10 protein-coding genes are annotated in these 12,629 nt (G+C 59.4%); all 10 read right to left on the minus strand.

Going from position 1 to position 12,629, the window contains the following annotated elements; genetic code table 11:
- Positions 1 to 81: 81 nt before the first annotated feature.
- The 10 genes from DU490_RS12820 to DU490_RS12865 all read right to left on the minus strand — a co-directional run bounded on the left by DU490_RS12820 (position 82) and on the right by DU490_RS12865 (position 12,504).
- Positions 82 to 330 carry a zinc ribbon domain-containing protein gene (locus DU490_RS12820; RefSeq protein WP_114574681.1) on the minus strand — a complete coding sequence of 83 codons (249 nt, stop codon included), beginning with the start codon at positions 328 to 330 and terminating at the stop codon, positions 82 to 84.
- Between the two features lie 45 nt (positions 331 to 375).
- A complete protein-coding gene (gene lpdA, locus DU490_RS12825) occupies positions 376 to 1,767 on the minus strand; it encodes a dihydrolipoyl dehydrogenase (protein ID WP_220270495.1) in 1,392 nt (463 codons plus the stop codon).
- Between the two features lie 55 nt (positions 1,768 to 1,822).
- The gene (locus tag DU490_RS12830) at positions 1,823 to 3,124 is read right to left on the minus strand and encodes a pyruvate dehydrogenase complex dihydrolipoamide acetyltransferase (protein WP_114574683.1); all 1,302 of its coding nucleotides are present in this window, start codon (positions 3,122 to 3,124) and stop codon (positions 1,823 to 1,825) included.
- Between the two features lie 60 nt (positions 3,125 to 3,184).
- On the minus strand, positions 3,185 to 3,724 hold the full coding sequence (locus tag DU490_RS12835) for a VOC family protein (RefSeq protein WP_114574684.1): 540 nt from the start codon (positions 3,722 to 3,724) through the stop codon (positions 3,185 to 3,187).
- Positions 3,725 to 3,802: 78 nt separating this feature from the next.
- The gene (locus tag DU490_RS12840) at positions 3,803 to 6,001 is read right to left on the minus strand and encodes a thiamine pyrophosphate-dependent enzyme (RefSeq protein WP_114574685.1); all 2,199 of its coding nucleotides are present in this window, start codon (positions 5,999 to 6,001) and stop codon (positions 3,803 to 3,805) included.
- A 171-nt stretch (positions 6,002 to 6,172) separates the two neighbouring features.
- Entirely contained in the window at positions 6,173 to 7,624 is a 1,452-nt protein-coding gene (locus tag DU490_RS12845; protein ID WP_114574686.1) for an NAD-dependent succinate-semialdehyde dehydrogenase, read from the minus strand.
- Positions 7,625 to 7,686: 62 nt separating this feature from the next.
- Complete coding sequence (locus tag DU490_RS12850; RefSeq protein ID WP_114574687.1) at positions 7,687 to 8,991, minus strand: Xaa-Pro peptidase family protein; 1,305 nt, start codon at positions 8,989 to 8,991, stop codon at positions 7,687 to 7,689.
- Between the two features lie 123 nt (positions 8,992 to 9,114).
- A complete protein-coding gene (locus DU490_RS12855) occupies positions 9,115 to 10,683 on the minus strand; it encodes a sugar ABC transporter ATP-binding protein (RefSeq protein ID WP_114574688.1) in 1,569 nt (522 codons plus the stop codon).
- A complete protein-coding gene (locus DU490_RS12860; protein WP_114574689.1) occupies positions 10,680 to 11,639 on the minus strand; it encodes an ABC transporter permease in 960 nt (319 codons plus the stop codon). The genes DU490_RS12855 and DU490_RS12860 overlap by 4 nt, the downstream gene beginning before the upstream one ends.
- A 16-nt stretch (positions 11,640 to 11,655) precedes the next feature.
- Positions 11,656 to 12,504 (minus strand): ABC transporter permease, encoded by an 849-nt coding sequence (locus DU490_RS12865; protein ID WP_114574690.1) that lies wholly within the window; start codon positions 12,502 to 12,504, stop codon positions 11,656 to 11,658.
- Positions 12,505 to 12,629 lie beyond the last annotated feature (125 nt).

Raw genomic sequence — 12,629 nt, forward strand, 5'->3', positions numbered from 1 at the left:
ACGACAATCATCACTATCACGAACAAGGCGTCATGGATCAATAAATGCTTGGTGAACAAGCAAGAACCCGGCGGCTTTCTGTCAATGACGATGACCGCAACCGCTCGAACAACCGCAGGCCGTGGCGGCCGGGCTGGATTTATTGACTTGGGTAGTGCGTCTCAAGCCCTTGAACTTGAGTCCCAAGCCACCGGATATCACCCGCTTCACGGGAAAGCCCGTCTCGGGATCGACCTCAAGCGGCGGCTCGGACATCTTCTGGAAGAGCTCGAAGCGGCGGGGCGGCGTTGCCCCATCCACGGGAAGGGTTTCATAGACATAGGTTGGCATAACGTACCTCACGGTGATGAATGGTAGTGGTAGCGACGGTCGATTTTAAACGTGCAGGACCTTTCCATAGGCATCCAGCACGGCCTCGTGCATGCTCTCGGACAGGGTCGGGTGGGGGAAAATGGCCTGCATTAACTCATGCTCGGTGGTTTCCAGCTGTCGTGCCACCACATAGCCCTGGATCATCTCGGTCACCTCGGGCCCGATCATATGGGCCCCGAGTAGCTCGCCGCTCTGCTCGTCGAACACGGTTTTTACCATCCCCTCCGGGTCACCCAGCGCAATGGCCTTACCGTTGGCCTTGAAGGGGAAGCGTCCGATCCGAACCTGATAGCCCTGCTCCCGCGCCTTGGCTTCGGTCAGGCCGACGCTGGCGATCTGGGGGCTACTATAGGTACAGCCCGGCACGGCTGCCCTGTCCAACGACGACACGCCGGGCTCGCCGGCGATCCTCTCGACACAGATGATGCCTTCATGGCTGGCCTTGTGGGCCAGGCAGGGAGCACCGGCCACATCGCCAATGGCATAGAGGCCGGGTTCCGCGGTCTGCGACCATTCATCGACCCTGATGGTGCCGCGGTCGACCTCGGCGCGGGTATGCTCCAGGCCGAGCTGCTCCGTGTTACCGACCACGCCGACGGCGGAGATCAGGCGCGTCACCTCGATCTCCTGCCGCCCCGCCTCGCTTTCGACCACGGCGACCACGGAATCCGCCCCTTTGCGCAGCTCGATGACCCGGGTTCCCGTCAGGATCCGGATGCCCTTTTCGCGGAACGCCTTGTCAGCCAGTTCGGCGATTTCGGCATCCTCGGCAGGCAGGATCTGGTCCAGCGCCTCGACGACCGTGACCTTGACCCCCAGGCTGTTGTAGAAGCTCGCGAACTCGATGCCGATGGCACCGGCCCCCATCACCAGCAGCGAGTCGGGCAGCGAATCCGGCGTCATGGCCTCCTTGTAGGTCCAGACCAGCTTGCCGTCGGGCTCGATGCCCGGCAGGCTGCGCGCTCGCGCCCCGGTTGCCAGGATGATGCTGCCGGAGGCCATGTCGATACGCCCCGAGTCGCAGTCCACCTCGAGTTGCCCTCCCCCCGTGAGTCGCGCATGCCCGGAATAGACCTCGACCTGGTGCTTCTTCAGCAAATGGGCGACACCCTTGTTGAGCGTGCCGGCAATGTGGCGGGAGCGGGCGACGATCTGGTCAAGATCGAACTCGACACCGGCCACCGAGATGCCGTAGCGATCGGCCTGACGAATTTGCTCAATCATCTCGGCCGAGCGCAGCAACGCCTTGGTGGGTATACAGCCCCAGTTCAGGCAGATCCCACCCAGATGCTCTCGCTCTACCAACGCTGTTTTCATCCCCAGTTGGGCCGCTCGAATGGCCGCGACATAGCCGCCAGGTCCACCACCCACCACAATTAGATCATATGTGTTCATCGCCACTCTCTTTACCCTCTGTTCGAAAAGCCTGGAGCCCTGCCCCTTTGGCGCTTTAACCACCGCGCAGCATCATGTGGGTGGGGTGTTCCAGGTAGTGCTTGAACGCCTGCAGGAAGCGCGCTCCAACGGCGCCATCAACCACCCGGTGATCGACCGAGAGGGTACAGTTGACCAGCGTCGCGATCGCCAATTCGTCACCTCGGACTACTGGCTTCTTCTCAGCGGCACCCACGGCGAGGATGCAGGACTGGGGAGGATTGATGATGGCGCTGAAGGACTCGATGCCATACATGCCCAGGTTCGAGATCGAGAAACCGCCACCCTGGTACTCCTCGGGCTTGAGGCGTCCTTCACGGGCTCGGCCGGCCAGCGCCTTTACCTCATTGGATAATGTTGCAAGGCCCTTGGTATCGGCCTTGCGAACGATGGGGGTAATCAACCCTTGCTCGGTCGACACCGCCACCGAGATGTCGACCTCCTGGTAGCGGAGCACCGCGGCATCGGTCCAGCTGGCATTGACCTCAGGCACATCGCGCAGCGCCAGTGCGGCGGCCTTGATCACGAAGTCGTTGACCGTGAGCTTGAAGTGGCCCTCTCCCTGGGGTGACTCGGCGTTGAGGCTGGCACGCAGCGCCTGCAGCACGTCGATCTCGCAGGCCACATCGAGGTAGAAGTGCGGAATCGTCTGTTTCGATTCGACCAGCCGCGACGCAATCACCTTGCGCATGCTGCTGTGGCTTATCGCCTCGTGGGCGCCATGCCCCTGCGGTGCCTGCCTGGCCGGTAACGGTACGACTTCAGCCGGTGCCGTCGGCTCGGGCTCGGTAGTACGTGCACCGAGGAAGTCATTGATGTCGGCCTTGAGGATTCGGCCATTGGGGCCACGCCCCGTGAGGGCCGAGAGATCGACACCGTTCTGGCTGGCAATGCGACGCGCCAGCGGACTGGCGAAGATGCGCGATTCCCCGGCTGGTGCTGTGGCAGGCGCCGACACGGTTTCTGTCGTGCCCGCCGTGGGCTCGGACGGCGCTGGCGAGGAGGTGGGAACGGCACGGTCGAGCACGGTCGAGTCGGCCCCGTTGAGGAAGGTGTCGATATCCGCGTCGGTTTCGCCATCCTGGAGCAGAATGCCGATGGTGGAATGCACTGGGACGTCGCACTGACCGTCGCCGACGAGGATACGGCCCAGCACACCGCTTTCCTCGGCTTCCACTTCGATCATGGCCTTGTCGGTTTCCACCTCGACGATGACATCGCCCTTCTCGACCGGCTCACCGACGTGCTTGGCCCAGGCGCCGATGGTACCGGCATCGAAGTCAGGGGTGACGGGGGGTAATCTAATTTCAATGGGCACTTGTCTATCTCCTTGATCTTTTTCGAAGCCACAAGTGACAGTCAGGCATCGAGTCAATGTTCAGGCGGCGGGATTAGCCGGGTGCCAGAGCTTGTTCGGATAGTCTTTCTCATACGCCTTGCCGCGGGGATAACTGAGCAGTTCCAGCTGCATGCCCCAGGGGGCCTTGAAATAGACCCAGGTCTGGCCGCCGCTGGGCCCGGATTCGCGCACCACGGGTTCGCCCATGATCTCCACCCCCCTGCGCTTGAGGTAGTCCAGCGCTGCATCGAAATCGTCGACATAGAACGCCAAGTGATGGCCGCCGACATCGCTGTTCTTGGGTGGTTCAGAGGCCTGATCAGGCGCCTGGTACTCGAACAGCTCGAAGTTCGAGCCGTTCTGGCAGCGCAGGAACTTCAGCTTTTTCATCACCGTCTGTGGATGAACACCGAGTTGCTGAGCCATCCAGTCACCACCCTCGAAGGGGCCCAGCTCATAGAAGGCTTCACAGCCGATCACATCGACGAAGAAGGTGACCGCTTCATCCAGATCGGGAACGGTGAAACCGATATGATCCGTGCCACGCAGGCCGGGCAGGCCTGATTGATTGTTTACCATGACGCCTCCGGCAATCTGTTCAGGGACCTCCCCCCGGCCGTGGGGAAGGGGCAATCAGCTAAGACGTTCGGTCGAGAGTCAGGCGATAGCCCGTTTCAGCGCCGCACCCATGTCCGCCAAGGCCGCCTGGAAGCCGGCGGTGATTTCCTCCTCGCCGACATAAGACGCACGCTCCAGCACCCGCGAGACGCTGGGGGAGGATTCGCCGCCGTGGATGCGCCGCACTGGATGGTCGAGATAGTCGAAATAGCGCTTCTGGATCTCGTCGGCGAGCATTCCACCGTAGGAATTGGTCAAGCAGCCCTGTTCCAGCACGACCACATGGTTGGTCTTGCGAATGCTCTCGCCGAGGGTATCCCAGTCGATGCTCGCGCGGTCCAGGGAGCGCAGGTCAATGACCTCGGCATCGATCCCCAGCGCCTCGCAGACCTCGACCGCCTTGTCGACCATGTTGAGGTAGGTCAGGACGGTGAACTTCCTGCCACGGCGCACAACCTTCGCCTTCCCAAGTTCAATGAAATAATCGAGATCCTCGACCGGTCCCGTGCCGGTGCTGCCATACAGATCAACGCTCTCGATCACCAATACAGGGTCGTCGCATTTCAGGGCGCTGTTCATCAGGCCGACGTAGTCGAAGGGCGTAGAGGGTGCGACGATGCGCCAGCCCGGCCACATCGAGAAGAGCCCCGCCGGATCCATCGAGTGCTGGGAACCGTAGCCGGTGCCGATCGCAACTTTTGTACGCAATACCAGCGGAACCTTGACCGTGCCACCGAACATGTGGCGTGCCTTGGCAATCTGGTTGAACAACTGGTCGGCCGCTACCAGCGCGAAGTCCGGATACATCAATTCCACGATCGGGCGGTACTTGCCCACCATCGCGGTTCCCCCTGCCATGCCCACGAAGCCGTGCTCGGCGATCGGTGTGGGGACACAGCGGTCCGGCCAGCGCTCGGGGATTCCCTTGGTGGCACCATTGGTGCCACCCTTGAGCTTGTGGACATCTTCGCCCAGCACGTAGTAACGCTCATCCTCCTCGAACCGGCGCACCAGGGTCCCGGCGATGACTTCGATGAACTTCACCTCGCCAAGGGTGCCGCTATAGGAGTCTTCCTCGACGAAATCAATACCATCAAGTTCGGTGAGATCGCCACGAAGGTCCTCGTCGCAGGATTTCGGGTCCGGCCAGAGCTCCGCAATGATGGAGCGACGACCATCGACGCTCTGGGTCAAGCGGTCGACGGCCGACTCGACGGCGTGACGAGCATTCTCACGCAGGAAATCGAGTTCTTCTTCGTCGATCCACTTCCGCTTGCGCAGTCCCTTTTCCATGCATTCGATCGGATCCTGCTTGCGGCGCTCCTCCTCTTCAGCCTTGTCACGATAGCCGAAGGCGCTGCCCTTGATACCGCCGCTGTGGTGATAGTAGCGGTAGACATCGACCTCCAGAATGGCCGGACCCTTGCCCTCGCGCAGCAGGGCCTCGACCTTCTCCATCGCGGCCCGCACGCTCATGGGGTCCATGCCGTTGACCCGGAACGAGGGAATGCCGAAGCCGAGCCCACGAGCCGACATGCGGGTCTCGCGGGCCTGCTCCTTCACCGTAGTGGAAACCGCATAGCCGTTGTTCTCGATGTAGAAGCACAGCGGCAGGTCATAGAGGGCCGACAGGTTCAGGGTCTCAAGGACATTGCCGATATGGCAGGAACCGTCACCGAAGGAGGTGAGTACCAGATCCTGGTCACCGTCGCGCTTCTTCGACCAGGCTGCACCCGCCGCAATCGGCACGGCACCACCGACGATGGCATTGGTGCCGAGCACACCAGCCTCTTCCCAGCGCAGGTGCATGGAACCGCCCCGCCCGTTACTGAAGCCAGGAGTCAGGCCCATGATCTCGGCCATGGTGCGATACAGCATCTCGCGCACGGAATCGGCATACTGTTCGCTTGTCGGATCGAAGCCCTCTTCGTGCAAATAATTCAGTGCCTTGGCAAGGAAGAGATGGTGACCGCGATGAGACCCGTTGACGAGATCCGTATCGCGCAATACCGACATGGCTCCCACGATCGCCCCTTCCTGGCCAACGCTGACGTGCAGGGGGCCGTGTACCAACCCCTGTTTCTCCAGCACCAGCAGGGCCTCTTCGAATTCCCGAATCACCTGCATATGGCTGAGCATCTTGATACATTCGACTTTGCCTACCTCATCCCAGTCGGAAGAGGTGGACTCGATTTCCAACCAGTCCACATCCAGAGGGATCTTCTTCGACTTAGACATCATTAAACTCCTGTAGCATTCGGGATCGAGTCAAGCAAAGCAGGGGAAACATGCTGCGCCTTCCGACTCCCGTATAAGAGTCGGCTTAACGATCGATGCCAGAAAAGGCACAAAACCTTCCGACCCTTTAGAAAGGGTGATGACTTCCATCTCTTATAAAAATGAAAGACGTCACCATTCAACCGCTATATATTGCTTTTCGATGAACTCGTGCAGGCCATCCTGGGCCCCCTCTCGTCCGATACCACTCTGCTTGAAACCCCCGAAGGGGGCCGCCGGGTCGGATACAAAACCGCGGTTGATCCCGAGTATTCCGGCTTCGATGCGAGAGGCCACCGACAGGGCACGGCCCAGGTCGCGACCAATGACATACGCCGCAAGACCAAACTCGGTCTGATTCGCTTTCCAAATGGCCTCATCAATGTCATCAAAGGGATAAATTGCTGCCACAGGACCAAAAATTTCGGTCTGGCAGATATTCGCCGTCTCGGGAATATTGGTCATTACCGTTGGCTTATAAAAATATCCCTTTCGCTTCATTCGCTCGCCTCCGGTCAAAGTCTTAGCACCTTGGGCGACAGCCTGATCCACTAGTTCACAAACTTTATTGAGGGTGTCGGCGTTCACCAAGGGGCCGACATCGACCCCATTTTCCAGGCCGTCACCAACCGTCAACTTTCCCATCTCCTCGGCAAGTCGCGAAGAGAACTCTTCGACGATCGATGAATGGACATAAAATCTGTTGGCAGCGATGCAAGACTCCCCGGCATTACGCATCTTGGCGACCAGTGCGCTATCGATTGCCACGTCCATATCGGCATCATCCAGTACAATAAAGGGCGCATTCCCCCCCAGCTCCATCGAGCAGTTGACCACTCGTTCCCCGGCCTTGGCCAGCAGCAGACGCCCGACTTCAGTCGACCCGGTGAACGATATCTTGCGCAAGCGCTCGTCGCCGAGGATGGCATTGGTGATAACCGAGGCGCGACGGGAGGGAAGCACATTGACCACGCCCGCCGGCACGCCGGCCTCCTCCAGCAGTTCTGCCAGCAACAGGGCCGTCAGCGGCGTCTCCGAGGCAGGCTTGAGGATCACCGTGCAGCCGGCGGCCAGCGCCGGTGCAATCTTGCGCGTCCCCATGGCGGCAGGGAAGTTCCAGGGGGTAATCAAGAGGCATACGCCCACAGGATGATGCTGAACGAGGATGTTGTTGGCGCCGCCCGGGGAGCGCATAAGGGCACCCAGGTCCCGCACTCCTTCTTCAGCGTACCAGCGAAAGAATTCGGAGGCGTAGTTGACCTCACCGAGCGCCTCGGCCTTCGTCTTTCCCTCTTCCAGGGAGATGAGCGTGGCAATTTTATCGCGGTTGTCCTGCATCAGTTCATAGGCCTTGCGCAGTATCTCTGCCCGGGCGCGAGGAGAATACTGCCGCCAGATATCGCCGGCCCGGTGGGCTGCGTCCACCGCTTTGAGGGCATCCTCCGCAGTGGCAGACGCCACTCTCGCCAGTTCCTCTTCATTGGCAGGATCATATACGGAGAACTCGGAACCATCCGATGCTGCCACCCAGTTTCCATCGATATAAAGGCGCTTGGGCGCCGATTCGATAAGCATTCTGTTCATATAACTGTCCGATTGTGTGGTTTAGACTTACCTTGAGTGGCTACTCAGGTACTCAAGAACCTCTAGTACTGGTTGGCGACAAAAAGGTCCTGCGCTGGAAAGAGGGTGATGACACGGCAGCCATCCTTGGTCACGACCACCTCTTCCTCGATGCGGGCAGCCCCACTGCCATCCAGGGCCGGACAATAGGTTTCCAGGGCAAAAACCATGCCCTCTTTCAGCTCGAAGGGGTGATCAAAGGATACGAGCCGGCTGATGATGGGGCGTTCGTGCAGCGCCATACCAAGTCCATGTCCGAACTGCAATCCGAAGGCCTCCATTTCACTGACGAATCCAAACTCTTCCGCCTTGGGCCAGACCGCTGCGATCTTGTCGGTTGTCATGCCCGGCTTGACCAGGGCGATTGCGTTATCGATCCATTCCCGTGCCTGCTTGTATGCATCTACCTGGCCCGGCGTCTTCAATCCCACGTTAAGCGTACGGTAATAACAGGTCCGATAGCCCATGAAGGACTGGATGATGTCAAAGAAGGCCTGATCGCCTGGCCTGTACATCCGGTCGGAGAAATTGTGAGGATGTGGGCTGCAACGCTCGCCCGATACTGCATTGATGGCTTCCACATCATCGGACCCCTGCTCATACAGGTACTTGTTGACAAGACCTACCACATCGTTTTCCCGGATTCCCGGCTTGAGGTGTTCTGCAATGAGGTGATAGGCACCATCGACCATCGAGGCGGCGGTATTGAGCAGGATGATTTCATCCATGCTCTTTATCTCGCGAGCATCAAGCATCACCTGCTGGGCATCGCAAACGGTAATGCCTTCCGCCTGAAGCGCAAAGAACATGGGGGGCTCGATAACATCGACACCCAGCGGTAAATCCGCAACTCCCTCATACCGTAACAGGTCGGCAATCTCCTTTGCTGCACGTTTGAAAAGCCCTGCATTTTCATTGACGGATCCCCGGAGCCCCAGCATTCCGGCATGGCACCGGTCCGACTCCAGCCAGGGGGCATGCAGGCGGTGATGCGCCGCCGCCGAGCCGAAGTCCCACAGATAGGGGTCAGAGTTTCCCGTGAACAGCGTATAACGACAGACCTTGTCGCGAGACCACTCTCCGATAACACTGCTGGTAAGATATCGAATGTTGTTATTGTCGAAACACAGAATCGCCCCCATATTGGAGTTGGCGAGTGCTTGGCGTGCCCGCGCGGTGCGATACCGATGAAGGCGCTGAAAGTTAACACGCTCTTCAAAATCAACGGCCATACGGCCCGGAGATGGAATCGGTCTACTCCAATCCCAGCGGGGATTGATATCTTCCGGAAGTATAATTTTAGGTTCGGTTGGCTTGATGGTATTCATTTCTTGTCCCCATGTTCAATTAATGAGTTGGGATTTGCATTTTCTTGGATTGGACATTGCCCGATTTCCTGCCCTCTCCAGCGCCCATCGAACTGCCAGCTTTAATCGGCCTTATCCGCTGTCCTAAACAGCTTCGGGTTTAGGCGAAGCCCGTTGCTCCGTGTTCTGCCCCGTGATTGCCTGAACAAGCACATCCTCGGATACCGAGTCGCCATCAAATTCTGCGGTCACCCGGCCTTCATACATGGCAATGATGCGATTACTCAGGCCGAGCACTTCTGGCATCTCGGAGGAGATCACCAGCACCGCGTAGCCCGACTTGGCGAGATCCTTGACTAGAGCGTGAATCTCGGCCTTGGAGCCCACATCGATCCCGCGGGTCGGCTCGTCTAGGATCAGCAGCTTGGGGTGGGTATGCAGCCACTTGCCGATGACGATCTTCTGCTGGTTGCCGCCACTCAGGTTGCCGACCTTCTGGCGCCAGCTGGGCGACTTGATTTTCATGGCCTGGTGGTACTTGTCGTAGACACTGAGCTCGGCCAAACCCTTCATGAAGCCCATGGAAGACACGCTCGAAAGGCTCGCCAGGGTCATGTTGTCCCGACAGTTCATGCCCAACACCAATCCCTGTTCCTTGCGGTCCTCCGGTACCAAAGCGATGCCCTTGACCACAGCGTCGTGGGTGTTGCGAAAGTTGACGACCTCACCATCCATCACCACCTCGCCGGCCGTGTAGCCGCGCAGGCCGAAGATGGTCTCGGCCACCTCCGAGCGTCCCGCCCCCACCAGGCCATACATGCCGACGATCTCGCCCTTGCGAACCTTAAAGCTGACATCCTCGAAGATCCGCCTCACCGAGAGGTTGCGTAGTTCGAGCATGTTCTCGCCAAATTCGGTGGGCTTGCTGGCATGGTCAAGTTCCAGGCTGCGGCCGATCATCATCCGCGTGACCTCGTCCTCGTTGGTGTCGCAGGTATTCACCGTGCCGGTGTACTCACCATCGCGCAGCACCGAGATGCGATGTGACAGGTGGAATATCTCGTCCATGCGGTGCGAGATGTAGACGATCCCCACCCCCTGCTTCTGCAGGTTGCGGATGATGTCGTAGAGCACTGGCTTCTCGTGATCGGTCAGCGAGGCGGTGGGCTCATCGAAGACTACGACCCGCGGGGTGAAAACGAGGGCGCGAGCGATCTCGACCATCTGCTTCTTGGCGATCGACAGCGAGCCCACCAGATCATCGTGCTGGAAGCTGCATTTGAGGGTTTCGAGGATCCGGTTGGTATCCTCGCGCAGCTTGGGCCAGTCGACCCGGTTGCCCCACTTCTTCGGCAGGCTGCCGAGGTAGATGTTCTCTGCAACGGTCATCCCCGGCACCAGTGACTGCTCCTGGTGGATCAGCACGACCCCGGCGCGCTTGGCATGCTTGGGGTTCTCGAAGGCCATCTCCTCGCCACTGAGAATGATTGTCCCTTCGTCTGCCTGATGCTTGCCGGCCAGCACTTTCATCAGGGTCGACTTCCCGGCGCCGTTCTCGCCGAGCAGGGCGTGGACCTCGCCGGGACGTACATCGAAATCAACCTTGTTAAGTGCTACCACCCCGGGGAAACGCTTGGTGATACCTTCCAGCTTGAGGACCGGCTCGGCATCGATCAGTTGGCGTTGGCCAGTACTGCCTTGTATGGGGGTCATATCCGCACCTCCTTGGTCGACGGCACATTGAGCTTCTTGTCGATGATCAGTACCGAGATCAGGATCACGCCAAGGATGACCAGCACGTAAAAGGCTGGCACCTGCATCAGGTTCATGCCGTTGCGCAGGATGCCGATGGCCAGCACACCCCCCAGGGTGCCGGTGATGCTACCGTAGCCACCGGTGAGCTTGGTGCCGCCGAGTACTACCGCGGTGATGGTCCATAGCTCATAGTCGCGCCCCAGATTGGGAGTAGCCGCGCCCATCTGGCTGGCCAGGAGCACCCCGGCCAGGGCGGCAAAGAAACCGACGATGATGAAGTTGATCATCATGTGGCGGCCTAGCCGGATGCCGGCATCGATGGCAGCCTCAGGATTGCCGCCCACCGCAAAGGTATTGCGGCCATGGCCGGTGCGGGTCAGTACCAGGTGCATCACCAGGGTGCAGAACAGGAAGATGATCGCCAGCACCGGGAACGGGCCGATGGTACTGGCACCGAAGTCGGCGAAGGCAAAGTTCATCGAGTAGAAGGACTGCTCGCCGGTGTAGAGGAAGATCAACCCGCGGATACCCAGCATGGCGCCCAGGGTGACGATGAAAGCGTTGACCCCGGTCTTCCACACCACCAGGCCATTGATCGCCCCAAGCAATATGCCGGACGCCAGCGCTACGATGATAGCGATGGTCAGTCCATAATCCTGGAGCCCCACCGCCAGTGAGGCGGCAAGCCCCAGTATCGCGCCCACCGACAGGTCGATGTTGCCGTTGATCATCACGTAGGTCATTCCCAGCGCGATCAGACCAATGGTCGAGGTCTGGACCAGGATATTGGTGATGTTACCCAGCGACAGGAAGTACTCCGACATGAAGCTGAAGAAAATGAAAATGGCGATGACGAAGATCCAGATCGGCTGGATGGCCGTCCTACCGCGGAAGAAGCCTTTGAGTGAAATCATGCGTGATGCCTCCGCGTCATGAGTGGGTCGTCAGCAAGCGCTTGCGCTTGTTGGCGAGGTCCAGCCAGACGGCCAGGATGATGATTACCCAGGTCACGATCCACTGGGTGTAGTACGGGTAGCCCATCAGCAACAGGCCGTTCTGGATGAAGCCCAGAATCAGTACACCGATTACCGTCTTCCAGATGCTGCCGGCGCCGCCGAGCAGGCTGGTGCCACCCAGGATGATGCCGGCGAGCACCAACAGTTCGTAGCCCTGACCCACGTTATTCTGGGAGCCCATGACCCGAGAGCCGAGCACCAACGCGGCACAGGCCACGCAGAAGGCCGAGATCAGGTAGGTGCTGAAAACGACCCAGTTCTTGCGAATACCCGAGTAGACGGCGGCCATGGGGTTACCACCGACGGCAAAGATGCGTCGCCCGTAGCCGGTACGGGACATGACGATCTGCATCAGAATAGCCAGCAGGCCAAACAGCAGCACCGGCACCGCGATCCCCAGCACATAACCGCGGCCGAAGAAGGCGAACCAGGTGCCTTCCTGATTGGCGATATCCACGTTCTGGCCACCGCTGTAGATCAACACCAACCCCTGGATGACGGAGAGCATGGCAAGCGTTACGATCAAAGAGTTGAGGCGCATCAAGCCGATCAGGAAGCCATTCACGGCGCCGAGAAGCAGGGTGAAGGCAAACATCACCAGGATGGCATTCGTCGGTCCTATCTTGTCGTGGAGATCCACTACCAGAACGGTGGCGAATGACAGCATCGAGCCCACGGACAGGTCCAGGTTTCCGCCAATAATGACGACCGTCACTCCGACGGCGATGATGCCGATGATCGACGCCTGCCGAATGACAGTCATGATGTTAGCCCTCCTAATTCATCAGGGTGTCGAATGCGGGGGCTGAACCGAGGTGTTGCCGACACCGATCCACTGCAACGTCATCGAGCCGCTTGATCACCAGGCAATCTATTCCTCATCTGACT

The organism is Halomonas sp. DQ26W (assembly GCF_003339685.1).
Lineage (GTDB): Bacteria > Pseudomonadota > Gammaproteobacteria > Pseudomonadales > Halomonadaceae > Halomonas.

Excerpts from the sequence above, each read along its gene's own strand:
- DU490_RS12820 (WP_114574681.1), bottom strand. The coding sequence starts at position 330 with ATGCCAACCTATGTCTATGAAACCCTTCCCGTGGATGGGGCAACGCCG.
- lpdA (WP_220270495.1), bottom strand. The coding sequence starts at position 1,767 with ATGAACACATATGATCTAATTGTGGTGGGTGGTGGACCTGGCGGCTAT.
- DU490_RS12835 (WP_114574684.1), bottom strand. The coding sequence starts at position 3,724 with ATGGTAAACAATCAATCAGGCCTGCCCGGCCTGCGTGGCACGGATCAT.
- DU490_RS12840 (WP_114574685.1), bottom strand. The coding sequence starts at position 6,001 with ATGTCTAAGTCGAAGAAGATCCCTCTGGATGTGGACTGGTTGGAAATC.
- DU490_RS12845 (WP_114574686.1), bottom strand. The coding sequence starts at position 7,624 with ATGAACAGAATGCTTATCGAATCGGCGCCCAAGCGCCTTTATATCGAT.
- DU490_RS12850 (WP_114574687.1), bottom strand. The coding sequence starts at position 8,991 with ATGAATACCATCAAGCCAACCGAACCTAAAATTATACTTCCGGAAGAT.
- DU490_RS12855 (WP_114574688.1), bottom strand. The coding sequence starts at position 10,683 with ATGACCCCCATACAAGGCAGTACTGGCCAACGCCAACTGATCGATGCC.
- DU490_RS12860 (WP_114574689.1), bottom strand. The coding sequence starts at position 11,639 with ATGATTTCACTCAAAGGCTTCTTCCGCGGTAGGACGGCCATCCAGCCG.
- DU490_RS12865 (WP_114574690.1), bottom strand. The coding sequence starts at position 12,504 with ATGACTGTCATTCGGCAGGCGTCGATCATCGGCATCATCGCCGTCGGA.